We start from the raw sequence: 26,277 nt of genomic DNA, 5'->3' as shown, positions 1-26,277 counted from the left end.
CAAGCCTGTGCGGCCAGATGCCCGGCCCGGTGGGGGGAACTCTGACCGCGAGCGAGCCGGGCCCGATGCTGCGTCCAAGGCCTACGCGGCGGACGTCTCCGCCAAGCCGAGGGACTCGACGAGGAAGGAGCGGGCACGGCTGACCCGGCTCTTCATGGTGCCGACCTGGCACCCCATCACCTCGGCCGCGGCCTCGTAGGTCATGCCCCGGGCCGCGACCAGCATCAGAGCCTCACGCTGCAACGGGGGCAATCCGCCGAGGTGCTCCCAGACAGCCCTGAGGTCGGAGCCGTGCTCCTGGGCGGCTGGCGCCGTCAGCTTCGCCGCCAGGGCACCGTCGGCATCCTCGACCTCGCGCCTGCGCTTGCGGCACTCCGTGTAGAAATGGTTGCGCAAGATGGTGCACAGCCAAGCCATCAGGTTCGTGCCGGACTGGAACCGGTGCTGGTTGGCCCACGCCTTCATCAGCGTCTCCTGCACGAGGTCCTCCGCCTGCGTCGCGTCGACCCCGAGCGATAGCGCGAAGGCCCGCAAGCCCGGAACGGCGCTCATGAGCCCGTCCCGGAAGGCGGCTCCGGCGGCCGCCGCCTCGCGCGAGAGGGCGCCGTCCAGACGGGAAAGCAGGTCGAGCATGCGGCCCGGGAGGTCGCCCGCTTCGAAGCCGGCGTAGGCTGCCCGCAACTCGGCGCCGATGTGGTCGCGCACCGACGCAGGCAAACCGCGAGCCGACCTCGCAGACGCGCCGACTTCGCCCGCGACGGGCCGGTGACAGTGTTTCCCGGAACGCATCGAAGAGCCTCCTCCTGACGCCTGCCGGCCTTTCTCGGAGCCGGCAATCGAGCCGGGACCTTCTGGCAACGCGTCGTTGAACGGAGACTGAGGCCGCCGTTCAGGTCGGCAACCGGCCGGGCGTCACGGACACGGCGCCGTGGGGATGGCTGCGCCCCCGGCTTCCGGCACGGCCGTCCCGCCGAGCGGGAAGGTGATGACGCAGAACAGGCCGGCGGCTGCGAAGTTGAGCTTGATCCCGCCCCCGAGTTCCTGCGCGAGGCCACGCTGTACCAGCCGCGGGCCGAACCCCCTCGTGTCGGCGGCGTGACGGGCGGGCCGCTGTTCTCGGCCAACTCGATCAGCAGGTGCGGCGCGCCCTCGATCCGCACCATCCTCCAGCGTACGGAGAGGCGCTTCTCCGGAACAGACGGCGCGCCATAAACCCCGTAGACGCCGAATTCGGCCGCGTGCACACGCCGGATCGCGACCACGAGCGTCGCGTCCCGCTTGACCCGAGCCGGCAGCCTGCCGGGATCGGCCCGTCGCGCGGCGTGGGCGTGGTACGTCGACGGGGCGAACGGCAGCACCCAGCAGATCGGCTCGACCCCGTAGGGCGCGCTGTGACCGTCGATGAAGGCGATCATCGCTTGGACTGGCGGTTGAGCTTCGAATGGGCAAAATACGCCGATGCCCTCCTCATGATCTCCTTAGCTTGCCGGAGTTCACGCACCTCCCGCTCCAGCACCTTGATCCGCTCGCGCTCTTCGCTCGCGGGACCGGCCCGCCTTGGTCCCTCTCGGCTTGCCGGATCCAGTTGCGCAGCGTCTCACCTGTGCAGCTGATCTTGGCGGCAATCGACCGGATCGCGAACCATCGCGAGCCGTGCTCGCTCCCGTGCTCCCGCACCAGCCGGACGGTCCGCTCGCGAACCTGAAGGGAGAAGGGCGGGGTATGCTTCGTCATGGCTATGGGCCCCACGACGGCCGGCGTGCTCGATCTGGGCGCGGACCGCTTCGGCCCCGGGATTTGCGCCCCCCGCTGCGAGCATCCCGCGCCGGTCAAGGTCCGGGCCGCCCGCCCGCGCGCAAGTGCGCGGGCCACGACGGGCCGCCGCGGTCGAACAGCGCCGTTCGAACGACGCTTCCATGCCCCGTCGTCGTCTCGTACTCATCACGTCCTCACGAAGCGGATCCGGCCGATCCCCCGCCGTGCCCTCCCTCGCCGAGGAAGCCGACCAGATCGGTCATCGCCGGATAGGCCGCCCGGCAGATCAGGGTCGTGGCTCGGCGCTCCTGGACGACCAGTCCGGTATGGATCAGACGGTGCAGATGATGGGAGAGCGTCGAGGCCGGCACGTCGACGCGCTGCTGGAGGGCACCGACCGGCAGACCGTCATGGCCCGCCCGGACGAGCGTACGGTACACCTTTAGGCGGGTCAGATTGCCGAGCGCCTCCAATTGTCGTGCCGCTAATTCGATCTCCATGGAATTAGCATGAAGAAGCGTAACGGGCCGCGCAACCCCTTACTCGATGCGTCGAGCACGACCGCACCGCTATCGGCATTCGGCGAGGCGCGTCGATGCCGGAGGGTGCGATCCTTCGCGACCGCGGCGGGGCTGCTTCGCGTTCGGAAGTCTCGCCCCATCAGCTCGGCGCGACGTCGTGAGGGTATCGGATCGACCGACATCGGCGCCGAGATCGGCCGCGAGCCGACGTGTGACCACGCCGCCCGGCTCCATACTCCGGCACGCCGGGCGGACCCGAACCGTCGCCGATTCCACCGTCTACCTCGGTCATTGGCGGCAAAGCGGCAATCCCGACGCGGCGATTCCGAGGCGCCCTCATGGGGACGGCTCGGGCCGCACACGACCGAGCGCTCTCCGCTCGCGGCCAATTTCCCCATTCCCCGGCTCTCGGATCATGCCCGGAAATCGCAACCCGTAACGGATTATGCGTAGCGATACCCGTCACAGGTGCCATACGGATTCCGGAACCCGGAAGGCTGATCCTTCGCCGGGCCGCGGCTCCCGCGGCGAAGCGGAAGCCGGCCTGTCCCGGCCCGCGTCGTCCGGACGCCGGTCGCGGGCCGCTCGGAAGAACGGTCACGTGTCGTCCCGCTCGCCGCCACCGTTCGGCGCCAGGCCGACGAGGACGCACGGGTCCAAGTCCCAGTCGTCGAACCCGGGATCGAGCAGGCCCACCCCGTCCGCCGACAAGGCGTAGAACGCCTCGTAGGCGTTCGCGTCCCGGCGCGGGGCCGCCGTCGGCGCCCGGTCGCGGGATAGGTCGCCCTGATTGATCCGGGCGTGCGAGGAGCCCGCCCCGGCGCGCACCCGGCGAGCGCTTCCGGAGCGACCGGGACGAGCGGTCCCGGGCGAGGCGACGCGCGGCCGGGGAGCCAACGAGACGCGGTTCGGCTTCGTGCGGTTGATCATCGCTCTGGTCCTTTTCGTCAGGCGCGAAGGCGGGCGGGTTGCGTGGCGCGGAGGCGAGCGGTCGCCACCGGCGTCGGGCGGGCTTTGCGGACGCGGTCGCCGGCGGCCTCGGCGGTGTCGACGGGCGCGTCCCGGAGAACCGGGTCGCCCAGGGCGGCGGCGCAGTCGAGGAGCCGCTCGTGCAGGGCACAGTCCCGGGCCGGCGCGAGCGGCGACATGAGCGCGGCCAGGTCACCCGCCTCGAAGCGCTCGGCGTCCGGATCCGCCGACACGGCGAGGAGGGTGGCGGCGAGCGCGACCGCCGCGTACCGCATGCCCTCGCCGAGATCGCCCGCGAGCAGCCGCATCTGTTCCAGCGGCGAGAGCCTCGGCAGCCGGAGCGGCAGGACGCGCGGGGCGATCCGCCAGGCCGGCTGGCCGAGCTCGCTGTCGCACCGAAGGTGCCACGCCCCCGACGCGGTCGCGTGCAGGGCCTGGGCCGCGGTCAGCCGGCACGCCGTGGCCACGACGCGCAGGTGTCCGGGTTCGCCCGGACCGCCCTCGCGAAGCAGGTCCGTCGGCAGGACGGCGATCACGTCGCGTTCCGACCGCGCCGCCAGGCCCGAGAGGATGGCCGCCGCGTCGCGGGGATCGGGGCGGAGCAGGTCGAACGAACCCGAGAGGCGTGCCAAGCCACAGGCCTGGGCGCCGTTGGCGCCGACGGCGACGACGGTCGGACGGGTGCCGGCGGCGGTCAGGCCGCCGGCCACCAGCGCTGCGGCCAGGAGGCCGGTGCGGTCGTTGGAATGGATGGTCGCGATCACGGCGTCCTCCTTTGGGCCGATGCATCGAGGGAATCCTGCCACCTTTATTTCTATAAATCTAGAAGTATCGAAATTACTGGTTATCGGATCCCTGGCCGCCCAAAGCGCACTGTCCATCGCGCCTCGCGCGGTCCCGCGCTCGTGCCGACCGCCGTCGGCGTCCCGCCCTCCTCGGGGGCCGGGTCGTGGGCACGGCGCCTTGTCGCGTCCGTCAGCGCCCGCGACATCCGCACCCGTCAATCCCTGAACGGACTGAGGCGTGGTCCCCCCTGGCGACCCGGCCGCCGGCTCGTCCCGGCATCGGTGCTGACCGGGCGACCGTCGCGCCGAACCGGCGGTCACGGCGGTCGGTCAAGGCCGGCTCTCAGGGGCGCAGCGGGTCATCTGCGCGACGACGGCATGGGGCGTGGGGATCCAAGCACCGGCCGGCTTCGACCGCAGGTCGCCGCTCGGGTCGCCGGGCGCGGTCCGGACGTGTCACACGGGGCCCCGTGCCGGTCGCGGAGAGCGGACCTCCGGCACCGTCACGCCGGTCCACCTCGCGCGTATGCGTAAGTAATCCGAGGCGCCCAAGACTGTACGCCACGACGCCGTTAACCATCCCGATAATATGGCTCTTGATGACAGGCAGAATATGCTGTTCATTTCCGCTCTTTTGCCTTAAGATTCACGGATCAATCACAACGTGTCCGACGTCGCGTGCCTGGTGGCCATTCCACCGGGCGCGCCGGCGTCCGGATTCCGTCATGGAGATTGCCCTTGATCTCTGCCTTCTTCGGTTCCGCTGGCCGGACCCATGCCGCCTACGCCGCGCTCCTCCTCGCCGACGCCTATGGCGTTCTCGGCCGCCCCGTCACGTTCCTGCGCGTCAAGTTCCCCGAGGACGCCCCGTTGCCGGGCCGGACGGTCACGGAGGAGGGCCTCACCGTCAGCGAACGCGAGGCGCGCGACGCACGGGAGGCGGGCGAGATCGCGGCCGAGGCCGTGGGGCGGGACGATGATCTCGTCCTCGACCTGCCCGCGGCGTGCCTGGGCAACCTCGGGCTGAGGGCGCGCATCGACGCGCCGGTGCTGCCGGTGGGCCCGACCCCCTTCGAGGAGCATGCCGCGGCGTCGGCGCTCGCGGGCATGAACCCGTCGGAGGATTTCGGTCTGGACGTGGTCTCGCCGCCCTGGCTCCTCGGGTGCGGGCGCAGCGGCGGCGCCGCCGCCGCCGACGCGTTCGGCCGCGTCATGCGCGGGCACGAGGCGCTCGTGCCGGGTCGAGGCCGTGTCCGGACCCTGCCGACGGTCGTGCCGGCGTTCGGCCGCGGGGAGGCACAGCGCATCGCCGAAGGGGATCGCACGAGCCGCAGCCTCGGGGCCTCCGTCACGCTGCTCGCCGCCCTGCGCGCCGCCGCCGCGAACCCGCACGCCGCCGAGGTCGACCCCGCCGCGTTCGCCGCGAATCTCGGTGTCGACGTCGAACAGTCTCGGGCGCCGGACGAGCGCGAGGCCGGTGACCGGCTGCGCGACCTCGCCGACGAGCTCCAGGGGATCCGTGACCAAGTCAAACCGACGCGGGAGGACCTGCACGGCGCCCCGCGCCTTGAGCGATGGCGGGCCTCCACCCGGTCCGTGAGGGTGCTCACCGGCGAGGTCCACGGGCATCCGAACTTCCCCGACGGCCGCCGCATCACCACGAGCGATCTGTACGCGTCCGATGGCCGGCGCTGGGCGCGCACCCTGTCGAGGTATTTCGTCCTGGGCCAACCCGACACGGGCGCCGAGCGCCTCGACCGGCACTAGCCACCGCCATCCCGTCCGACGAACCCCGCCCGCGCGCCTCGGCGCGCGGGAGCGGGGCCGTCTTGCCCGCCACGAGCCCGGAGGACGCATGCGCGCGAGCGACGATTCCCATCCCTGCGACCGGACCCTCCCGCGCCGCGAGCCGCCCACGGGAAGCCATCCGCTCGCGCTCTGGCGCACGGAACGGCTTCCGGACATCGAGCCCTCCGCGATCCGGGAGGTCCGCCGAGCCCTCGCCGGCGGCGTCTGCCTGCATCATCGGTCCTGGCCCGCGGCCCGGAGGGGCGAGGCCGCGGCCGCCATCGCCGTCACGCTCGACCTCACGCGGCGCGCCGAACCGGACCCCGCCGTCGTGGACCTCGCGCTCTCGACGGTGCTCGTCGCCGCCTGGCGGGGCGATGCTGCGGCTCGCACCGTCCTGGCCCACGTCCTCGCCGGCCTGCCGCCGGACCTGCGCGGCGGGCGTCCGGGCCGACCCGGAAGGAGGCGGCCCGGGCGCCGCCCCCCGTCGCGGCGGTGACCACCGCCGCCTCCCGAACAGCGGGACGATGCCGAGAAACCAGGAGTCGATCACGTGCGGATCTGGACCTTCAGCGACTTGCACCGCGACCTGTCGCGGGCGCCGTGGACGCCCGGGCACATCCCCGACGCCGACGTCGCCGTCGTCGCGGGCGACGTCGGGCAGGGCCTGGCGGACACCATCCTTTGGCTGGGCCAAGCCATCCGACCGATCATGCCGGTCGTGGTCGTGCCGGGAAACCATGAATTCTACGGCTCGGCCGTGGACGAGGAGCGCGCGCTCGGACGCCGGGCCGCGGAACGGCACGGCGTGACCCTGCTCGACGACGACACCGTCGAGATCGGCGGCGTCGCCTTCTCCGGCGGCACGCTCTGGACCGACTACGGGCTCGACGGCGCGGGAAACCGCCGGCGGGCCATGGCGGCCGCGCAGGCCGGCCTCAACGATCACCGTTGCATCGCGACGACGCGCAACCCGGGCTGGCGCACCTTCCGGCCGGGGGACGCGGCGGCCCTGCACGCCGCCAGCAGCGCCTTCCTGGAACGCGCGCTGCTGGAGGTCGACCCGCCGGGCGCGCGGGCGCGACCGCACGTCGTGGTCACGCACCACGCCCCCGCCCGTGCCTCGCTCGACCCGAGCTTCGCCGGCAGCGTGCTGAACCCGGCCTTCGCGAGCGACCTCGGCGGCCTCATCGCCGCCAGCCGCCCGGACCTCTGGCTTCACGGCCACGTCCACGCCAGCCGCGACCACCGGATCGGTCCGACCCGGATCCTGTGCAACCCCCTCGGCTACGACGGCGAGAACCCCGCCTTCGACCCGGCCTGCGTCGTCGAGGTGCCGTCGTAGGCCGTCGCCGGCGGATGCCTGCCGCGACCCGGGCCCGACGTGACCCGGCCCCGGACCTCGACCCATCCTCGGAGCAAGGCGACCATGCCCCACCTGACATTCCTGCGCGACGACCTGAACGAGGCGGAGACCGGGGACGTCGCCGCCGACGAGCGCCGTCCCGCGACCGAGACGCTCGCGGCCTTCGCGCTCGAAGCGGCGCTCTCGCCCGCCCAGCGCCGCCGCATCGCCGCCGACCCCGCCTTCGCCCTCGTCGTCCAGGTTCCGGCCGCAGACTGGGTCGAGCCGGTCCGCGAGGCGTGCGGGCGCCTGGCGGCGTGGGGTTACGTGGCGGCGCGCACCGGCGCTTCGAGAAGCGAGGACCGTGCGGACCGCGGAAACGACCGGGTGGCGGACCGGCTCGCCCGCGGCGACCGGGTGCTCGGCGTCTCGCAATCGCCCGCGCGCTACCTGCCTTCGGCCCTCGTCGCCGCGGCGGACCTGCACGTGCGGCTCCCGGGCGCGACCGACGCCGTGATCGCGCGGGTCGTCCGGGCCGCCACGGGGCGGCGTCCGACCCTGCCGCCCGGGATCGCGCGCGGGCTGGACTTCTTCGAGATCGCCGCCGCGGTGCGCGGGACGACGGCGCGGGCCTGCGTCGCGCGCCTCGCCGCGGCGGCGCGCTCGAAGGCCACCGCGGATCCCGCCGTCGGGTCGGCGCCCGATTTCGCGACCCTGGTCGGCTTCGGCGATGCCCACGCCTGGGGCACGCGCCTCATCGACGAGATCGCGACCTGGCGCGCCTCCGGCGGCGCGCCCGCGTTCCAGCGGCTCGATAGGCACGTCGCCCTCAGCTCCGCCCCGGGACTAGGAAAATCATCTTTCGTCCGCTCGCTCGCGAAGGCCGCGGGCCTGCCGCTGGTCGCGACCTCGGTCGGCGCCTGGTTCACCGGATCCGACGGACACCTGGGTGGCGTGCTCCGCGCCTGGGATGCCGCGTACACGCACGCGTGCGCGCTGGCGCCGAGTATTTTATTCCTAGATGAAGCTGATAGTATTCCTAATAGGGCCACGATGGACAACCACGCACGCGAGTGGTGGACCCCCTTGTGCACGAGCATTTTGCTCGGTTTCGATGCGCTCAACGCGCCCGGCGCCCCCGAGGTGTGCATCATCGCGGCGACGAACCACGGCGATAGGCTCGATCCCGCCTTGATCAGGCCCGGACGGCTGGGCCGGGTGATCGAGATCAAGCCGCCCTCGGCCGCCGACCTGGCGGTCATCTTCCGGCAACACCTCGACGACGGCGAGGTGCCCGACATGGACCTCGCGCCGCTCGGCGCGCTTGCGCTCGGCGCCAGCGGCGCCCAGGTCGCCGGGTGGGTGTCCGAGGCCCGTGCCGCCGCGCGCGCCGCCGGACGGCCGATGCGCCCGGAGGACCTGCTCGGCCGCGTCGCGCCGCCGGATCAAGGGAGCCCGGCGGACCGACGTCGGAGCGCGTACCACGAGGCGGGGCACGCCGTGGCGTTCGAGCGGATCGGCGCCCGCGTCGCCCAGGTCGACTTGGTCCCGCGCCGGGATTCGCTCGGCGCGACCTCCGTGGCGACCCGCCTCGGCCAGTCGCCGACCCGCGCGGAGATCGAGGGCCTCGCGGTCGCGCTCCTGTGCGGACGGGCCGCCGAGATCCTGTTCCTCGGGGAGCCGAGCGCCGGGGCGGGCGGCGATAGCCGCTCGGACCTCGCGCGCGTGACGACCCTGCTCGCCGGCAACCACGCCTCGCTCGGCCTCGGCGACCGGTTGGCGTATCGCGGCGCCCCCCACGAGGTCGCGGTCGCGCTGTCGCTCGACCCCGCCCTTCTCGGGGTGGTCGAGCGCGACCTCGACCGGCTGAGCGGCGAGGCCTTGGCCGTCATGGAGGCGAACCGCACCGCCGTGGCGGCCGTCGCCGAGCTGCTGATCGCGCGGCGCCTGGTCTCGGGCGACGCGCTCCGGGCGCTGATCGCCGAGGCGGACCAACACCGCGCCGCGCAGGACGGAGGACAGCCGTGACGCTCCACGTTCCCGATCCGGTGGCCCGGGCCGAGGTGCATGCACCGGTACCGACGGAAGGCCCGTCCGCCGTGCCGGCCGCCCCCGGGGCGCGGTCCGCCCCGTCGGAGCCCGTCCCGTTCCGTCTGTGGACCCTGTCCGATCTCAGGGTCGACCGCGCGCCGCACGTGCTGCCGGACCCGCTGCCGGACTTCGACGCCTTGCTCGTCCCGGGCGGGATCGCGCCCGGCCTGTGCCGGTCCGTGCGCTGGCTTGCGGACGCGCTCGGCGGCCGCCAGGGTCGGCGGCCGGTCGTCCTCGTCCCGGGACCGGCGGAGTACCTCGACGGCGAACCCGTAGGCGAGGCGCTCGCCGAGGCCGTGCCGCTCGGGGCGGCGCTGGGCATCACCGTGCTCCACGACGGCGCCGTTCGCCTCGGCGATCCGCTCCGGCCCGGCCTGATCATCCTGGGGGCGACGCTCTGGACCGACTTCGCCCTGGACGGCGTCGAGAACGCCCGGACCGCCCGCGCCCACGCCCGCAGCCGCTGGACGGTGACGGACAGGGCGGCGAGCGCGCCCGGGGTGCCCTTCTGCCCGCACGACGCGGCCGGCGCGCACGCCCGCTCGCGGGCCTTCATCGAGGACGCCCTCAACGCCGTCGCCGTCGGTGCCGGCTCGTACGGCCATATGCCGAATCCGGTCCTGCGCGACATCGGCCCGGGCGACCGGGCCGCGGTCGTCACCGCCTTCGCCCCATCACGGTCCTGCCTGCCGCCCACCCTGGCGAGGCCCGTGCTCGACCCGTGGCGGGTCTGCTGGCACGCCTCCGCCCTGGAACCCGTGATGGAGGGGTGGGGCGCCCCGGCCGTCTGGATCCACGGGAACGTGCCGCAGGCCTGCGACCTGCGGCTCGGGCGCACGCGCGTCGTGAGCAACCCCTACGACCCGGACGACCCGACGAACGGGTTCGACGCCAGCCGCACGATCCTGGTCTGACAGCCGCCCCGGAGAACCGCCCCATGCACGAGACCCGCTCCCCGTCGCCCCGGCTTCGGCTCCCCTCCATGTCCGACGCGAGCGCACCCGCAGCCGGCGCGCGCTCCGCCGTCCGCCACGGCCGTCGGCCTGCGGCGGAACCCGGCGCGGATGCGGACGCGCTCCTCGTCGTCGATATCGAGACCGTGCCGGACGAAACCCTGATGCCGCCGCCCGAGGTGTGGGCCAGGGACAGGTTTCCGAAATGCGCGTGGCACGCCGTGGTCGCCGTCAGCTTCGTGCAGGCGGAGATCCTGCGCGACGGCGATACGGGACTGGAGGAATATCGGGTCACCGCCTGCAGGAGCGGCGGCGAGGCGGGCTGGGACGAGGCCCGCATCCTGCGCGGCTTCTGGCGGCATTTCGCCTCCGGCAGGTTCCGGCTCGTCACCTGGAACGGCCGCGGCTTCGACATGCCGACGCTGCTCCACCGCACGATGCTCCACGGCATCTCGGCGGAAGCCTGGTTCCGGCGCGGCACGCGCTGGTCGGGCTACGGCAACCGGTACGGCGGCGCCCACGTCGACGTCATGGACGAGATGTCCGGGTTCGGGTGCGCCAGCCGGCTCACCCTGGAGGAGGCCGCCGCGCTGGTCGGCATGCCGGGCAAACTCGGCGAGCACGGGTCGCTGGTGGCCGACATGGTCGCCGCCGGCGAGATCGAGCGCGTCCGGGCGTATTGCGAGACCGACACGATGACGACCTTCGGCATCTACGTCCGCCATGCGTATCTCGCCGGGCGGACCGACGCCGCGGCCCACGACAGGGCGATCGCGGGCCTCCAGGATTACCTGGAGCTGGAGCGGACCCGCAGACCGCATCTCGGCGCCTACCTCGACGCCTGGCGACGCCTGTCCGACACGCGGCCGGCGTTCGTCGTCGACAGGGACCGCCGGGGCGGATGACCCTCGCCCTCGGGTCCCGGCCCCGTCTCCCGAGGGCGCGGGGCGCGGCACCCGGATCGGGCTCGGGGCCCCGGTCCAGATCGCCGCGTCTCGGGCCCGGGCCGCGCGGCGTCGCCGGCACAACGGACCGGCCGGCGGCGCCCGCGCCCGGACCGGTGACGCCCACCGCGGGCGCCGTCGTGCGACGGATGCCGAAGCGGCGCGCCGCGGTCCGGCGCCCCATGCGTTCGCGCCGGGCCGCCTGAGGCGGCCCGGTCCCCGAGAACCCCTGGATGTCGAGGCGGGACATGGCGGAACGCGCGAGCGGAACTTCACCGGGCTTGCCGTCGGGAACGTCGCGGCCGACGGCGGCGCGGCGGCACGTCCCGGCAGGGTCGGGGACGGCGTTTGTGCCTTGCCGCGCGCCTCGCACAATGGGCTGTGCGCCCGATTCCCGGGCGCCGTCCAAGGACAGGGCCGACCCGGCCCGGCCTCCGCGCACCGTCCCGGTGCGAGGCCGTGCCGTGCGCCTCGACCGGACGCCCGCGCGCCTGGGGCACCGTCCGGCCATGCATCCCGACCCCGAATTCCCGCTTTCCCCCGCCGACGTCCGCCCGATGCGGGCGGACGTGCACGAACTCGCGCGGGCGCGGCAGGCCATCTCCGCCCTGGCCCATCCCGACACGCGGCCCATCGTCGACACGGCCATGGGCACCCTGCATGCGGCGCTCTCCGGGGGCGGTCTCCAGGTCTCCAAGATCCCCGGGCTGCAGAGCGCCATCCGCAAACACGTCAGGCAGGCCTGGATGGACGGCATCGTCGCCCCCCTAGCCCGGTCGCGCCATCCGGCCGACCGCGCCGTGCTCGACGCGATCCCGAAGGATTTCGCCCTGAGGGCCCACGCCGAGGTGCTGGCCGCCCTGGAACGGATCGCCCGTTGGGTCCCCGAGGATGCCGACGGCACGCGGGCGCAGCTCGGGCGGGCCTTCGAGTACCTGCGGATGCTGCCGCTCATCCTACAGGCCCTCGCCGATCTCGAAGGCCTCGCGCCGGGCGCCACACGAACGGGCCGCCCCGCATCCGGACCCGGTTCGTCGGCCCTCGCCGACGCCGCCGCATTGGTCCAGCGCCGGCTCAAGGCGGCGCTGTCGCCGGGCCTTCCATCCTTGATCGGCGACCTGGCCGACCTGGTTCACCGCGGCGCCCCGGCCGCGGCCGACGTCCCCGCGCTGCGCTGGACGGCCGCCGCGCTCCTCGCGCCGCCCGCGCGCGGCGCCCGGACATCGGACCGGGGCGGTCCGCAATGGCGCCGGAGCCTCGCCGGCGCGCTCTCGCGCGACCTGATCGACGAGGCGCTCGCGCCGGCCGCAGGTCGACTGCTGCGCCGGCATGCCGGCCTGGAGATCGGGGACGCCCGCTATGCCCGGGGCGAGGGACACGGAGGCCGGCTGGACCTCGCCCTGTCCCGCGCCGGCGTCAGGCTGCTCCTGACGGTCCGCTTCGACGTCGCCGCCGGGCGGTTCGAGCAATCCTCCGCGGTCGTCTCGTCGGACGGCGCGCCGACGACGCTCGCGCCCGAAGACGCCGATGCGCTCCTCGATGCGTCCATCCCCGACGCGCTCGACACGCCCGCACATCGCGCGATGCGTCGCCTCTCGCGGCTGGACGGCGCATCACTCCTCCCCATGCAAGTCAACGGGACCGGCGAGCTCCAGGTCGCTCCGGAGGCCGTTCACGCGCTGGATGCCGGGCTGCTGGAGGAGCTTGTCCGCACCGCCGACGAGGAGGGGAGCGCCGTCAGGTTCGACCCGGTCCGCGACCTCGTGCTGGCGTCGGGCCTGGTCGAGATCGGCTTCGAGTGGCACGACGGGCCGGCCGGTCGGTGCCTGTTCCGCGCCCCCGTTCAACCCACCGGTCGGCCAGGCCCGTGACGACCAGGTCCGAGACGTCCCGGCCGGGTCGCCGGCCGGATCGGGGGCCCTGTCGACGGCAATGCCGCTCGGCCAATGCGAGGGTCGCGCTACCCGCCGACCCGCGAGGGCCAGCTCGATGAAATGCGGCATACGCCTTCGTCTCGGCGCCGATGCTGATCAGAATACGGAGACCGACATTTGTTACGGCGGCCTGTGCTCGAATGAATGCTTCGTCGATTTGAAGATCCACGAACGCGGACGTCGCGTTTGCGGGTGTCCTAGGGTACGTCGACGGCCGCCCGCCGTTGGAGACACGCGACACTCGGCCGGAGGATGACCCGGGGACGGGACGGACAAGGTTGGCCGGGGGCGCGACCCGGTTTTATTCAGCCACTCAACCGGGTCGACCGGGTCAGCTTCCGTTTACCACGTCCGGTGGACCTGGGCGAAAGAACTTGCGGCTGGGCGGGCACCCGGTCTATGGTCCGATCATCAGGTCGCGGAGCTCCTCCGGACCTGGATGCGGACCTGGACCTGGTCGGGGGTGTCGAATGGATGTGATCACCCAGATGTGCCAGGAGCGCGACCGGGCCCGGCAAGCCGCCGCGGACAGGACGCGGCAGCTTCAGGAGCTCGTGTTGGAACACGTGAGCGCCATCGCGGCGGAGACCGCCAAAGCGGCCCGCCTCGACCAGGTGATCGCGACCCTGCGGCAAGGGGCGGCATACGCCCCGGAACCGGCCCAGGCGGCCGACCAGGCCGAGACGAAAGCGGAGGCCCGGCCGGCGCCGGACGACGAGCCGGTACCGGACGAGGCCGAACGGATGCCGGCGCCGAAAGTCTCCGGCCTGGTCGCCCAGGTCATCGTCGACGCTCTCGCGAAGGCTGGCGCCAAGGGGTTGTCGGGGACTGAAGTCAACGACGCGGTCCGGGACGCCGGCTTCACGCTCGATGCCTCGGAGAAAAACAAGACCCGTCTTAAGAATAAAAACCTCGTTTACCATGATCGGAAGGCACAACATTGGTATCTAAAAGATCCAACGAAGTCCTCAGCATCATAAGATCAGTCTAGATCCAACAACTCATCAATCATCGAGGAGAATTCCGATGCGCAACCGATATCGCGCAGCCCTCCGCGCGCGCTCCCGCGACCCACCAGGCCAGGGAGTGATCGTCGAGGCAAAATAAAAGCGCACGGCCCGATCCGGGCCGCACGCTTTGAGCTTGCCCGCTACGCAGCCGAAAGGCTGTAGCGGATAAGGTCCGGCACGCCGGACGAGAGCTTGAGCCCTCTCGACCACGTCACCGCCGGACCTCGTGATCACGACCGCCGCATACCAGACCGGCCAACCACCGGGATCAAGGCCGACATTCGAGACCGATGACGTATGCCAGCTCTCGCCTGCGAAAGCAAGCGGGCTGCGCTCCGCCTCCTCGGGATCCGCCGGCCCAAGCCGGCCGCGCCCGGACCGTCCCCGCGACGGATCCGGACCGGCCCCGCGCGACCCCATCCGAGGAGAGCACCATGAACGAGCCGTACCGCGTCGAGCCCCTCACGGCCGACTTCCAGCCGCCCCTCGCCCCCCTGATCGACCGGGCCTTCGATGCCTGGGACGGGGACGTCGCCGCGCTGCTCGGCGTCCCGCGGGGGTCGTTCGAGCCGGAGACCGAGGCCAGCGAGCCCACCGAGTTCTGAGCCGCCGCCGAAGCCCCGGCCTCCGGGCCGGGGTCACCGCCCATCCCACCACCAAGGCCGGCCCCGTCCGCCTTTCGAGGATCCGCGCGATCATGACGCAGCTCGAACTCTTTCCCCCGACGACCGCCGACGCCGACCGGCTCCGGGCCGAGATCCAGGCCCTCGACGAGATGACGGAGCGCGAGCGCGCCGCCGCGCTGCGCCGCCACCGTTACGTGCGGGCGGTCGAGGACCTCCCGCCGGGACGGCGGGGCGACCGCCACCTGCGGGCCGCGATCCGCGCCGTCTGCGAGCTGAGCGACGACGTCGATCCGCCCACGCCGCGCCAGGTCAGGGCATGGGAAGCGCGGCTCCGGGAGGCCGGCGGGAACCCGGCCAGCCTCGTCGACCGGCGGATGGCGCGGTCGCCCCGGCAGCAGACCCACTGGGCCCCGTGGATCGGCGAGCTTGTCGACCAGGTCGTGGCCGAGGCCGACCCGCGCCGGGGCGTCACGCTGACGGCCATGGCCCGCCTCGCACAGGCGAGGTGCCTGGAAGCGTCCCATGCGCGGGAAGGCGCGGCCGCTGACGTTCCCGCTTTCCGCACCCTCGTGCGGATGGTCGGCGACCGTCTGCGTCCCCTGCAGCAGGCGTACCGGTTCCGGCACCTCTCGTGCGGGCGTCCCCTCGCCGAGGTCGTCGTCGCCCGGGAAGCCCTGCGGCTCGCCATCCCGGAACTCGGCGCCGACCGCGTTCACCTGGTCACCGCACGCGACATCTACAGCGGCGTGATCGTGGCGGCGGCGCTCGGCACCGCGCCGCCGGACGGGGAGGACCTACTCGGCCTGTTCGGGGCGCGGACCGCGACGGCGGCCCCGGAGCCGCTCGGCGCCGCCCGCCTGTGCATGGGGCTGCCGGAGGTGCTCGTGCTGGACCGGGATCCCGCCTTCCACGGCGCCACGTTCCGGCATTCCGCGGCGGCGCTCGGCATCCGGCTGCACTTCGCCGGGGTCGACCATCCGGGCGCTCCCTGCCGGGTGGCGGGCCTGCAGCGCTGGCTGACGGCCCGGGGGGAGGCGGTCGGGGACGCAGGAAGCCTGATGGCGGGGGCCCACGCCTGGCTCGCCGATCTGGACTTCCGCCGCTCCGGAGCGGACCGGCGGACCCCGCTGGATCGCTGGCAGGAGGGGGTCGCTCGCTATCCCATCCGGCTGCCGCCGGGGACCGCTTCCGCGATCCCGGCCGGCGAGGAATCGGGCGGCGCCGACGCGGCCCAGGGGCCCGACGGCCGCGACGCCCGGCGGAGGCCCTGATGGCGGCGACCCTGCGAAGCCGCCATGTCGGCAAGCCGAGCCCGTCGCGCCCGGTCGTCACCGGCCGACGGGACTGCATCACGGGCGAGGTCCCCTCCGGCAAGGCGGGGATGGGCTACCGCATGGTGGCCTACGAGGGCCTCCTCGCGCGGGACTTCATCCTGATCCTGGAGCAGGACGATGCCGTCCTGCGCTACCAGGAGGAACCCGCTCCCTTCCGGTGGCACGACGGCGTGCGGTGGCGCAGCTACACGGCCGACTTCGCCGTCGAGATCGACGACGGGCGGCGCGTCGCCGTCGAGGTCAAGCCGCGGAAGCGGGTGATCAGGCTGGGCTGGGACGGGTTCCGGCCCCGCATCGAGGCCGGCGCCAGGGCCGCCGGCTACGACGGCTTCGAGCTCTGGACCGAGGTCGAGATCGACGCGCTCCGCGTCGCGAACGCCGCGCTCGTCGCGAGCGAGCGCACCTTCGTGGCCGACGAGGCGGAGCAGCACACCATGCGCGTCGTCCTCGACCGCTTCGGCGGCCGGGGTCTCGTCCGGGAACTCCGGGCGGCGTCGGGGCTCCAGGCCCGCGCCTTCCGGGCCGTCGTGGCCCTGGTCGCGCGCGGCGAGGCCGAGCTGGCCGACCCCGGCCGGCCCTTCGACGACAACGCCGTGATCCGCCGTCCCGCGAACCCCAGGAGTGCACCTTGAACAGGCTCGACCAGCAGTTCCGCCTTCCCATCGGCGCGGTCGTCGTCGTCGACGGCGTCCCCTACGCACCCGTCGCCCGCGAGCGGGCGGGCCTCGCCCTGCGCAGGCTCGCGGGCGGTTCCGAGACCGTCGTCCTGAGCGACGCCGTCCTGGTGGACCTCCACCGCGGCGGGAGGGTGCGCATGGCGGGACCCGGCGCATGCGGGGGGCGGCGCTGACCATGGGCGCGTGCCAGATCCGTCTCCAAGCGGACGCGCTCGTCATCGTCGAGGGCGTCTACCACAAGGTGCTCTCGCGCGACGAGGCCGGCGTCACGCTGCGCACCCTCGGGGCGAGGCCGGTCACGGTCACGAAGACCCATGCCGAGTTGGCCGACCTCTACTTCGGCGAGCCCAGGCGGCTCCAACTGGTGGAGGACACCGCCGCCGGGCTCCCCCAAGGCGTCAGGGACAACCTCCTGCGCAACATCGACACCTTCGACGTTCGCCAGCAGGACGCGGCGCTGATGCGCCTCGACTACGTGCAGGCGTGCGACCGGTGCTTCGCCGAGCGGACCCACAGGAAGGTCCCGAAGGGTTACGCCGACATCGCGAGGCTCGTCGCGGCCGAGCGCCGGCAGCGGGCCATCGAGAACGAGGGCTCCCATCCCGACGACGTGCCGCTCGAACGGGTGAGCGGCTCCTCGCTGAAGGGCTGGTACGGGCGCTGGCGCAAGGGCAGCAAGTCCATCGTGGCGCTGATCCCGCTGGACGACCTGAAGGGACGGGCGGGTTTCCGCCTCGATCCCGAGGTCGAGATGATCATCGCGGAGCGCGTGCGCGAGGACTGGCTCACCCGGAACGGACCGCCGCTGAGCCATGTCATCGTCTTCATCCAGGGTAGGATCGAGCGCGAGAACAAGACGCGCACCGTGCCCTTCGACGTGCCCGACGGCATGACGATCCGGCGCTGGGTGAAGGCGAACGTCAGCCAGTTCGACGTGATCTACCATCGCGAGGGCCCCGCCGCGGCGGAGCAGGCCTTCCGGCACGTCAAGAAGGCCCCGCAGGCGACGCGGCCGCTCGAAATCGTCGAGGTCGACCACACGCCCCTCGACGTGTTGGTCCTGGAGGGCGACGGCACGCCGGCGCGCGACCGGCGCCGCAAGGACAAGCGCACGAGGCGGGTCTGGCTCACGGTCGCGATCTGCGCCGCGACCCGCATGATCGTGGGATTCCACCTCAGCGACGAGCGTCCCTCCTGGACTTCGGTGATGCACTGCCTGCGCATGGCGGTGCTGCCGAAGGACCTGACCGGCATCCGGGTCGACACGGCGTGGCCCGTGTTCGGCGTGCCGGAGGTGGTCAAGCTCGATAACGGGAAGGAATTCCACTCCCGGTCGATGAAGGCGGCCGCCGGGCAGCTGCGGTTCGAGCTCCGCTACATGCCCCGGCGCAAGCCCCACCTGAAGGGCAAGGTCGAGCGCGCCCTCGGCACCATCGCGCGTGACTTCTGCGCCTACCTTCCCGGCCGGACCTTCCGCGACGTGCGCGAGCGCGGCGACTACGACAGCGTCGGGCAAGCCGCCCTGACCCTGGCCCAGCTCGTCGAGTTCTTCACGATCTGGGTCGTCGACATCTACCACAACCGCAAGCACGGCGGGCTGCTCGGACGAACGCCCCTGCTGCGCTGGCAGGACCTGGCGGGCTACGGCACGCGCCTGCCGCCGTCGGCCGACGACCTCGACCCGCTCATCGCCCTGGTGGTCCCGCGGACCATCCAGCGGAACGGGATCACCTTCCTCGGCCTCACCTATCAATCCGACGAACTGAAGGGCGTCCGTCGCAGGAAGGGTTTCCACTTCGGCGACGAATTCCTCGTCAAGGCCGACGCGTCCGATCTCGGCCACCTCCTCGTCCTGGTGGACGAGAAGGCCGGTTGGATCAAGGTCCCCTGCGAGGACGGGTTGGCCGACGGGACGTCCCTGGCGGAGTGGCGAGACGTGGTCCGCACGGCGCGTCGGATGACGCAGGAAGGCCAGCGCGTCGCCCGCGCGACGCTCGTCCGCGCGATGGAGCTGCTGCGCGCCGAATGCCGCAAGGCCGGCGTCAAGCCGAAGCGCCTGGCCAGCGTCGACGTCGACTGGTTCCGCGACCATGCCGACGACCCGATGTTCGAGGTCGCCTGGGACGCCGCGGACGAGGGCGCCCACGAGGAAGAGCGGCTGCGGACCCGACGCCCGCGGAAGGCCGCGCCGCCGGCCGCGGCCGACGCGGCACCCGCGCCCCGGGTCGGGCAGGGTGGCCGCAAGACCGCCCCGCGCCCGGCCAGCGCCCCGCAGGACGCCGCGCCGGCGGCCCGGCCGGCCGGTCCGAGGCCCGTCGCCGCCGAGGCCGATCCGCGGAGCGTGACGGCGGACGTCGGCGCCGAGTTCGACCCCGACGATCCCGACAACTGGACTGCCGAGTGAGGGCCATCGCATGCCGCAAAGCCAGGACGGGGAGATCTTCCGCCCCGACGTCACCATCCTCCCCGGCCCCCAGGCCGCCCCGGTCCGCCGTGAGCGGTTCGCGATCCGCTTGAGCCCGCAGGACCTCGAACGGCGGGCCTGGAAGCGACGCGTCGACACCATCCACGTCAACACCGACGTCGTGATCAAGACCGTCGCGCGCTTCGACGAGATGCTCAGGGACCTCGGCGACGATGTCGAGGGGCAATGCCTCGTCATCCCGGCCGCTTCCGGGGCCGGGAAGTCGCATCTGCTCGCCCGGTTGCAGCTCCGCCCGGCGCTCGTGCCGTTCCGCGACGAGTTCGGCCCCGTGCGGCCGCTGGTCTACATCAAGGCGCCGAGCCCCTGCACGCTGAAGACGCTGGGTCTCGCGCTATACCTCGCCATGACGGAGAAGGAGCTCAGCGCCAACCTGAAGGAGCACGACATCTGGACCCGGGTGCGCCACCAGATGCACGCCCAACTCGTCTCCATCATCATGATCGACGAATTCCATCATGCCTTCCGTGGACGCACCGGTGACGAGCGGCGCACCCTGGTCGAGACGCTGAAGAACCTCGTCATCCCGGATCCGAACGACCCGCTTCGACCGCCCGGCGCGGAGTTGCGCCCCGTCTCCCTCGTGCTCTCGGGCATGCCCTGGCTCAAGAAGGTGCTGAAGGAGGATTTCCAGCTCCTCCGGCGCTGCGTCTTCAAGCCGATCAAGCCGCTGGGTCACTCGGAAGCCTGCGTGAAGAAGGCCACGAAGTTCCTGTCGCTGGTCGAGGCAAGGCTCGGCTTCCCGGCCGCGTGCGGCCTGTCGGAGCACGACATGGTGCAGCGCATGCTCAAGGCTTCGAACGGCTACACCGGTCGCATGATGCACCTCGTCAAGAAGGCGGCCTTCCGCGCCATCCAGTCGGGCAAGCCGAGCATCGAGCAGGTCGACCACCTCGGCTTCGTCTTCGAGGAGATCTTCGAGCTCGGCCCGCGCAGGAACCCGTTCCTGGTGGTCGATATCTCGACCCTGCCGAAGATGAAGGAGATCGAGTTCGAGAGGCTCACGCGCCTGACGGGGACCGCCGAGGCCGGGGTCGAGACGCAAGCCGACGACGCGTAGGGGAAAACCGATGCGGCTGACCATCATCCCGCCCGTCATCGACGGGGAATCCGCCGCGGCGCACCTGCTGCGCGCCTTCGACGTCAACGGCGAGCCGTGGAGCCGCGAACGCCTCAGGACCGCGGGCCATTCCATGAGCGACATCCTGCAGGGCCGCGCCGCCGGCCCCCTCGCGGATCGGCTCGGCCGTGGCGAGGACGCGTTCCGGGGTTGGACGCCCACCGAGATCACCAAGAAAAAGGTCGTGATCGCGGACGAGGTGGTCCACCGGGACGATTGGACGACGAACGTGCGGCGGTGGTGCCCCTGCTGTTGGCAGGACGACCTTCGCAGGACGCCGTCGGGACGACACGCGCACTGGAACATCCACCGGCGCTTCTGGTGGGACGTGGCCGCCGTCGGCACCTGTCCCCTCCATCATGTCCGCCTGGAGGCGTCCTGCCCGATTTGCCGGACGGGCGTCACCTGGGAAGCCGGCTCGCTGACCCGTTGCAGGAACGGCCATTCCCTTCTCGCCTGCGACGGCGCCAGGGTCCCGCCCGCGACGACGCTGGCGGACGCCTACGTGGTCGGCCGACTCGGCGGCATGGCCCGGACCAGCGTGCCCCTCCTCGACGGCCTGACGCTCGCCGAGGCCTGCGACGCCATGGAGCGGTTCGGCGTCGCCCTGCTCGGCGGCGCCGACGGGGCCCTCTCGAAGTTTCCGGCGGAGCGCCATCCGGAGGTGTTCTCGGCCGGTCTCGCCACCGCCCGGGACTGGCCGCACGCCTTCGACGCCCTGCTCGACGGGATGGCCCGAGCCGACCATGTCGGCCTCGGCGCCTGGGGGGCCGAGCAGGTCTACGGCTACCTGTATCTCTGGGCGAAGCGGCTGCCGACCGGAGCGAGCGGGGATGCGGTTCGGGCGGCGCTTTACGCGCATCACGCCGCCCGGGGCCCGGTTCACAAGACCTCGGTGGTGATCCGGCATGCCGACGTCCCGTTGGTCAGCCTCGCCGACATCGCCGCGGAATGCGGCCGCAGGCCGGAGCTCATCGCCGGCTACGTCAAGGCCCTGGGCGCCTGGCCGGAACGGACGCGGAGGGGCACGCCCATCGGCATCGCCCGCGAGACCGCCGCCGAGATCCGGGCTATCCTCGACCGCGCGCTCCGCGCGGAGGATCTGCCGGCGGCGCTCGGGCTGGCGAAGCGCCAGACGCGGATGTTGGTCGCGGCGCGGATCGTCCCGCCCGCCGAGATCCACGCGCGCGCCGGCATCAAGGCCGACGTCTTCGACCGGGATGCCGTGGCCGCCGTGCTATCCCGGATCCGTGGCTCGGCGCCGACCGTCGAGGCCATGCCCGCCGGCCTCCTTCCGCTCGCGCGAGCCAGCCAGCACGGCAAGGTCGACGGCGTGCGCGGCACCTGCGACATGATCCTGGCCGGCCAGCTTCGGGTCAGGGCGGTCCTGCGGGACGTACCCGGCCTCGCGGGCTTCCTGGTCGACCCGGAGGACATCAGGGTCGCGCGGCGTTCGCGCGAAGGTGGGGGTCTCACCCTCGAAGAGGTCGGCCGGCGGCTCACGGTCCCGACGGACAGCGTCGGCCTGATCGTCCGGGCAGGCCTCATGGCGGGGACAGCGATGCCGTGCGGGGAGATCCTCGTCAGGGACGATGCGCTCGCGGCTTACGAGGCCGAGTACGCCACCACGGGTGCGCTCGCCAGGGAGATGGGATCCGGCGCGCGGTGGGTGCGGGAAGCCTTGGATCGGGCCGGCGTCGGGCCAGCCTTCGCGATCACGGGCCGAAAGACCACGACGGTATGGCGCCGGATGGATGTCCCGACGGACCTTCGGCGCCGCATCGCCAGGACCCACGCGCCGCCACCCTAGGAGCACGCCGGGACCGCCGTGCCGCGCGAGCGCCGTCGGCGCAAAGCCAGGAGCGGGGCGATGAGGATCTGCGCGGGGCGTCGACCGAGGAAGGATGTGACGCCGTCTTGGTTCGGGGACCCCGTCGCCTTCCAGGGCACGTGAACGGAATGGATCATCGCCGCGACCGTGATCGCGGCGGCGGCCCATCGGTTCGGCTGGCGCGGCCTCGCGCTCGGATCCGTCCTCGGTGCGACCGACGTCGCGGTGCTGGCGGCGCTGCAGGCGGCGACCTGCCGGATCGCCCGGCATTGGCTGGATCGGATCTCGGTCCTGCCGCCGCTCGGGTTCGGCCTCCAACGCGCTTATGAAGTCACCACCGGCCTGCGAGGCCGCCCCGGTGCCGACGTCCACCCTCGCGGTCAGGCTTGCACCTGCCCATCGACGCCGGCGGGCTCGGTTCGCGCCTCGGGCATCGGCAGCGGCGGGGCTGGTGAGCCTCGTGGTCTGGCCCGGCGTGTCCCGGCGCAACAAGACGGCGACCGCGACCGCCGGAAACGGATCGGGGCTCGCCGTCCTCGTCCGCCGGGCTTGCTGCTGCGGGATGGAGCGCATCGTCCGACGCATGCCGCCCGACGTGCCGGACGCAATCGCGGTGGTGACGGTCACCGGTCACGACGCCTTTCGATTCCGGCTCGGCTACACCGGGGTGGCTTGACGGGGCGTCCGGCTGGACGAAACCCATGTCCGGGACGATCTGACCGGGGCCGCCGTTCCGCCCGGCAGATCCTGCGATCTAGGAGCGGCTCGGGGTCCTGCCGGGCTCGGCTTCGACCTGCGCGACTGCGACCTGCCGAACGCGCCGCGGCAGTTCGCGAGCGAGGGCGGCCTTCCTGTAAGGCGTCATCTTCCGCCACGCGCGTATTTCCGGGACCGTGCGGCCGCAACCGAGGCACCAGCCGGTCCGCCCATCCCACTGGCAAACCCCGATGCAGGGGTCGTCCTTCCTCATGCTAGGGCCTCCCCGCCACGCGACGCATCGGTCGCTGGACACAGATAGGGTACCCCCCTATGTATTGCGAGGACGAGGACGCCATTCATGGCTCACACGATCAAGGACAGGACCAAGCTGCTGGCGCGGGTGCGCCGGATCAAGGGACAGGCGGAGGCGGTCGAGCGGGCCCTGGAGGCCGAGCACGGCTGCGCCGACGTGCTGATGCTGGTCGCCTCGATGCGCGGGGCGATCAACGGGCTGACCGCCGAGCTGATGGAAGACCACATCCGCCACCACGTCGTGAACCCGGACGCCGAGCCGGACGCCGAGCGCGCCCGGGGCGCCGCCGAGCTGATCGAGGTGGTGCGGACCTACCTCAAATGACGAGAGCCGCCCCATGACCCCGTTCGCCGACCTGCTGCAGCAGGGGACCGCGCATGCCTGGCTGTTCGTGCCGAGCGCCATCCTGCTCGGCGCCCTGCACGGCCTGGAGCCTGGCCATTCGAAGACGATGATGGCAGCCTTCATCATCGCGGTCCGGGGCACGGTCACGCAGGCGGTCCTGCTCGGGCTGGCGGCGACGCTCTCGCACACCGCGGTCGTCTGGGTGATCGCGCTGGGCGGACAGTATCTCGGCCAGGAATGGGGTGGCGAGACGGCCGAGCCGTACTTCCAGCTGGCGTCGGCGGTGCTCATCGTCGGCATCGCGCTCTGGATGGCGTGGCGGACCTGGCGCGAGCAGCACCACGGTCACCATCATCACCATGGCGAGCACCGGCACGTCGTGACCGGCGACGGCCGGTTGACGCTGGAGGTGTACGAGGACGGCGTGCCGCCGCGCTGGCGCCTCCGGGCCGAGACGGGTCCGCTGCCCGCGCCGGGTGCGGTCACCGTCGAGACGGTCCGTCCGGACGGCGGGCGGCAGACGTTCGCCTTCGCCGATGGGGGCGAATTCCTGGAGAGCCTGGAGGAGATCCCCGAGCCGCACGCCTTCACGGCGCGACTGCGCCTTGACGGGCCCGCGGGTGCGGAAACCCACGAGGTCGCGTTCGAGGAGCAGGATCACGACCACGGTCACATGAACCTGGGCGACGAGGACGACGCCCATGCCCGGGCGCATGCGGAGGACATCCGGCGACGCTTCGCCGGGCGTCAGGTGACGACTGGACAGATCGTGCTGTTCGGGCTGACCGGCGGCCTGATCCCGTGCCCGGCCGCCATCACCGTCCTGCTCCTGTGCATCCAGCTCAAGCAGTTCAGCCTCGGCTTCGCGCTGGTCGTCTGCTTCAGCATCGGCCTCGCGCTCACGATGGTCTCGGCCGGGGTGCTGGCTGCCCTCAGCGTCAAGCACGTCGCGTCGCGGTGGTCCGGGTTCGGTGCCTTCGCCCGTCGGGCGCCCTACGCCTCGGCAGCCCTGATCGTGCTCGTCGGCCTCTACACCGGCTGGCTTGGCTGGCAGGGCATCCATCCCGACCCCGCGGCGCACGCGGTCGGGATCGTCCCATCGGTCAGCCCATCGTAAGCGCGGTCCCGGCGGGCTTGGTCGCCCCGGCGGTCCTCGCCGCGAAAGCCCACAGCCGTCGAGGCGCCGGTGCATCGGCGGATGTGGCCGAGATGGACGCGGCTGCCCGCTCGGAGCGAACCGGTCGAGCCTCCTGACGCGTGGGGCAAGTCGACGGACTGACCGGGCTGCCACCGCGAAGACCCGCATGGCGGGGTTCCGGCGGCGCATCGCGCCGCACCTTCGCCATTCGGTCGAAGCCGCGGCGCGTGGCATCCACGGCCTCGTGACGGAAGCGCCCGACGAACATCCGGCTCGGTTCAACCCGGCCGGGCCGCGGGCCAGCGTTGGTGCAGGTCGTCGATGACGAAGGCGTGGGCATGCCGGCGCGTCCCGACGCCGTCCAGGTGCGGATGGCCAGATTCGAGGTCGGGGTGCGCGTGCTCGACGACGTCCGGGTCCGAGGCCGGCCAGAGCGCCGCCGCCGCGGCGACGGCGACCAAGGTCAGCGCGCCCAGCACCGCCAGCGTGACCGGCATGCCCGCCTTCGCGCCGAGCCAGCCGGCAAGTGGATAGGTCAAGAGCCAGGCGACATGCGAGAGCGCGAACTGGGCGGCGAACACGGCCGGGCGGTCGCCGGGCGTCGCGGAGCGCCGGAGCAGCCGTCCGGTCGGGGTCTGCGCGGCGGAGTAGCCGATCCCGAGCGCCAGCCAGGCGGCCAGCAGCATAGGCCAGCCGATGACGCCGCCCCAGGTCGTGGCGGCGAAGCCGAGCAGCACGACGCCGAGGAACGCCGCCGCCGGGAGCATGACCGTGCGGTCGGGCAGCCGGTCGAGCACCCGCGGCAGCAGCAGGGCCGCCAGCATCGAGCCGCCGCCGAACAGCCCGAGCGCCACCGCGACGTCGTTCTGGGGCCGTTGCAGGAGGGCCTGCACGATCACCACCGTGTTGACGATGACCATGGAGCCGGCCGCCGCCACCGCGAGGTTCAGGGCGAGAAGCCCGCGCAGCCGCGGCGTGGCGAGGTAGATCCGCAGCCCCCGCGTGGTGCGCTCGTACACCCCCGCCCGGCGCTCGGGCGGCGTCGGGGACGGGAGCGCCACCGAGACGACCAGGGCGGCCGAACACAGGAATCCGACGACCGTGCCGCCGAACAGCCAGTGGAAGTCGATGACCGTCAGCAGCAAGGCGGCCAGTGTCGGACTGAGCAGGTTCTCCAGGTCGTAGGCGAGGCGCGAGAGCGACAGCGCCCGGGTGTAGTCACGCTCGTCCGGGAGGATGTCCGGGATGGTCGCCTGGAAGGTCGGCGTGAAGGCCGCCGAGCAGGCTTGCAGCACGAACACCAGTAGGTAGACCTGCCAGACCTGGTCGACGAAGGGCAGGATCAGGGCGACGCCGGCCCGGACGAGGTCGGTCGCAACCAGGAAAGCGCGGCGGGGCAACTGCCCGGTGAAGGCGTTCGCGATGGGCGCCACCAGCACGTAGGCCACCATCTTGATGGCGAGCGCCGTGCCCAGCACCGCCCCGGCCTCTGCCCCGGCCAACCGGTAGGCGAGCAGGCCGAGGGCCACCGTCAGCAGGCCGGTGCCGATCAGGGCGATGACCTGCGCGGCGAACAGGTGCCGGTAGGTGCGGTTGGCGAGGACGCTCAGCATCGGG

The 26,277-nt window shown here is 72.6% G+C and carries 24 protein-coding genes, 1 pseudogene and 1 other annotated feature; of the genes and pseudogenes, 18 read left to right on the top strand and 7 right to left on the bottom strand.

All coding sequences use genetic code 11. The features are described 5' to 3' along the window. Positions 1-81: 81 nt before the first annotated feature. The 5 genes and pseudogenes from FVE89_RS11435 to FVE89_RS11415 all read right to left on the bottom strand — a co-directional run bounded on the left by FVE89_RS11435 (position 82) and on the right by FVE89_RS11415 (position 4,009). On the bottom strand, positions 82-705 hold the full coding sequence (locus FVE89_RS11435; RefSeq protein WP_342389903.1) for a sigma-70 family RNA polymerase sigma factor: 624 nt from the start codon (positions 703-705) through the stop codon (positions 82-84). 506 nt (positions 706-1,211) lie between these two features. Next, positions 1,212-1,734: pseudogene (locus tag FVE89_RS11430) on the bottom strand (IS3 family transposase); the annotation flags it as partial. Then, positions 1,341-1,457: a sequence feature (AL1L pseudoknot), on the bottom strand. It overlaps the preceding pseudogene by 117 nt. 215 nt (positions 1,735-1,949) lie before the next feature. Beyond that, a complete protein-coding gene (locus FVE89_RS11425; RefSeq protein ID WP_122160821.1) occupies positions 1,950-2,255 on the bottom strand; it encodes a metalloregulator ArsR/SmtB family transcription factor in 306 nt (101 codons plus the stop codon). Between the two features lie 618 nt (positions 2,256-2,873). Next, on the bottom strand, positions 2,874-3,206 hold the full coding sequence (locus FVE89_RS11420) for a hypothetical protein (protein WP_160534114.1): 333 nt from the start codon (positions 3,204-3,206) through the stop codon (positions 2,874-2,876). A gap of 17 nt (positions 3,207-3,223) precedes the next feature. Beyond that, positions 3,224-4,009, bottom strand: a complete 786-nt coding sequence (locus FVE89_RS11415; RefSeq protein ID WP_160534113.1) for a hypothetical protein — start codon at positions 4,007-4,009, stop codon at positions 3,224-3,226. Between the two features lie 759 nt (positions 4,010-4,768). On the opposite strand from FVE89_RS11415, the gene FVE89_RS11410 reads away from it, so the two are divergent. The 16 genes from FVE89_RS11410 to FVE89_RS11335 all read left to right on the top strand — a co-directional run bounded on the left by FVE89_RS11410 (position 4,769) and on the right by FVE89_RS11335 (position 22,841). Beyond that, positions 4,769-5,797: a hypothetical protein gene (locus tag FVE89_RS11410; RefSeq protein ID WP_160534112.1), complete on the top strand. Its 1,029-nt coding sequence runs from the start codon at positions 4,769-4,771 to the stop codon at positions 5,795-5,797. A gap of 88 nt (positions 5,798-5,885) precedes the next feature. After that, positions 5,886-6,317 (top strand): hypothetical protein, encoded by a 432-nt coding sequence (locus tag FVE89_RS11405; protein WP_160534111.1) that lies wholly within the window; start codon positions 5,886-5,888, stop codon positions 6,315-6,317. Between the two features lie 54 nt (positions 6,318-6,371). Continuing rightward, on the top strand, positions 6,372-7,163 hold the full coding sequence (locus FVE89_RS11400; protein WP_160534110.1) for a metallophosphoesterase: 792 nt from the start codon (positions 6,372-6,374) through the stop codon (positions 7,161-7,163). An 84-nt stretch (positions 7,164-7,247) separates the two neighbouring features. After that, positions 7,248-9,191, top strand: a complete 1,944-nt coding sequence (locus tag FVE89_RS11395) for an AAA family ATPase (protein ID WP_160534109.1) — start codon at positions 7,248-7,250, stop codon at positions 9,189-9,191. Beyond that, entirely contained in the window at positions 9,188-10,168 is a 981-nt protein-coding gene (locus tag FVE89_RS11390) for a hypothetical protein (RefSeq protein WP_160534108.1), read from the top strand. The genes FVE89_RS11395 and FVE89_RS11390 overlap by 4 nt, the downstream gene beginning before the upstream one ends. A 23-nt stretch (positions 10,169-10,191) precedes the next feature. Beyond that, a complete protein-coding gene (locus FVE89_RS11385; RefSeq protein WP_160534107.1) occupies positions 10,192-11,112 on the top strand; it encodes a 3'-5' exonuclease in 921 nt (306 codons plus the stop codon). A gap of 503 nt (positions 11,113-11,615) precedes the next feature. Further along, entirely contained in the window at positions 11,616-13,022 is a 1,407-nt protein-coding gene (locus tag FVE89_RS11380; protein ID WP_160534106.1) for a hypothetical protein, read from the top strand. A 533-nt stretch (positions 13,023-13,555) separates the two neighbouring features. Further along, on the top strand, positions 13,556-14,065 hold the full coding sequence (locus tag FVE89_RS11375) for a hypothetical protein (protein WP_116655307.1): 510 nt from the start codon (positions 13,556-13,558) through the stop codon (positions 14,063-14,065). 464 nt (positions 14,066-14,529) lie between these two features. After that, positions 14,530-14,700 carry a hypothetical protein gene (locus FVE89_RS11370; protein ID WP_160534105.1) on the top strand — a complete coding sequence of 57 codons (171 nt, stop codon included), beginning with the start codon at positions 14,530-14,532 and terminating at the stop codon, positions 14,698-14,700. A gap of 92 nt (positions 14,701-14,792) precedes the next feature. Then, positions 14,793-15,992 carry a hypothetical protein gene (locus FVE89_RS11365; RefSeq protein ID WP_116655306.1) on the top strand — a complete coding sequence of 400 codons (1,200 nt, stop codon included), beginning with the start codon at positions 14,793-14,795 and terminating at the stop codon, positions 15,990-15,992. Beyond that, positions 15,992-16,687 carry a TnsA endonuclease N-terminal domain-containing protein gene (locus FVE89_RS11360; RefSeq protein ID WP_116655305.1) on the top strand — a complete coding sequence of 232 codons (696 nt, stop codon included), beginning with the start codon at positions 15,992-15,994 and terminating at the stop codon, positions 16,685-16,687. The genes FVE89_RS11365 and FVE89_RS11360 overlap by 1 nt, the downstream gene beginning before the upstream one ends. Beyond that, complete coding sequence (locus FVE89_RS11355) at positions 16,684-16,905, top strand: hypothetical protein (protein ID WP_116655304.1); 222 nt, start codon at positions 16,684-16,686, stop codon at positions 16,903-16,905. The genes FVE89_RS11360 and FVE89_RS11355 overlap by 4 nt, the downstream gene beginning before the upstream one ends. Then, positions 16,887-19,136, top strand: coding sequence for a DDE-type integrase/transposase/recombinase (locus tag FVE89_RS11350; protein ID WP_160534104.1), 2,250 nt, complete (start codon positions 16,887-16,889; stop codon positions 19,134-19,136). Before FVE89_RS11355 ends, FVE89_RS11350 begins: the two co-directional genes overlap by 19 nt. A gap of 10 nt (positions 19,137-19,146) precedes the next feature. Next, complete coding sequence (locus FVE89_RS11345; RefSeq protein ID WP_160534103.1) at positions 19,147-20,274, top strand: AAA family ATPase; 1,128 nt, start codon at positions 19,147-19,149, stop codon at positions 20,272-20,274. A 10-nt stretch (positions 20,275-20,284) separates the two neighbouring features. Next, positions 20,285-22,144, top strand: coding sequence for a TniQ family protein (locus tag FVE89_RS11340; RefSeq protein ID WP_116655301.1), 1,860 nt, complete (start codon positions 20,285-20,287; stop codon positions 22,142-22,144). A 472-nt stretch (positions 22,145-22,616) separates the two neighbouring features. Beyond that, complete coding sequence (locus FVE89_RS11335; RefSeq protein ID WP_133250860.1) at positions 22,617-22,841, top strand: hypothetical protein; 225 nt, start codon at positions 22,617-22,619, stop codon at positions 22,839-22,841. Between the two features lie 78 nt (positions 22,842-22,919). On the opposite strand, the gene FVE89_RS11330 is transcribed toward FVE89_RS11335, so the two are convergent. Next, positions 22,920-23,135 (bottom strand): DUF1289 domain-containing protein, encoded by a 216-nt coding sequence (locus FVE89_RS11330; protein WP_050735139.1) that lies wholly within the window; start codon positions 23,133-23,135, stop codon positions 22,920-22,922. 87 nt (positions 23,136-23,222) lie between these two features. On the opposite strand from FVE89_RS11330, the gene FVE89_RS11325 reads away from it, so the two are divergent. Both FVE89_RS11325 and FVE89_RS11320 read left to right on the top strand, forming a co-directional pair. Then, a complete protein-coding gene (locus tag FVE89_RS11325; protein WP_050735140.1) occupies positions 23,223-23,501 on the top strand; it encodes a metal/formaldehyde-sensitive transcriptional repressor in 279 nt (92 codons plus the stop codon). A gap of 13 nt (positions 23,502-23,514) precedes the next feature. Further along, positions 23,515-24,639: a nickel/cobalt efflux transporter gene (locus FVE89_RS11320; protein WP_116655299.1), complete on the top strand. Its 1,125-nt coding sequence runs from the start codon at positions 23,515-23,517 to the stop codon at positions 24,637-24,639. Between the two features lie 299 nt (positions 24,640-24,938). Here the strand turns inward: FVE89_RS11320 and FVE89_RS11315 are convergent, their stop codons facing one another. Then, entirely contained in the window at positions 24,939-26,273 is a 1,335-nt protein-coding gene (locus FVE89_RS11315) for an MFS transporter (protein ID WP_053620388.1), read from the bottom strand. Positions 26,274-26,277: the final 4 nt, after the last annotated feature.

This window comes from Methylobacterium sp. 2A (assembly GCF_009806555.1).
Lineage (GTDB): Bacteria > Pseudomonadota > Alphaproteobacteria > Rhizobiales > Beijerinckiaceae > Methylobacterium.
Note: the sequence above shows the minus strand (reverse complement) of the source record. Positions and strands in the feature narration are given on the sequence as shown.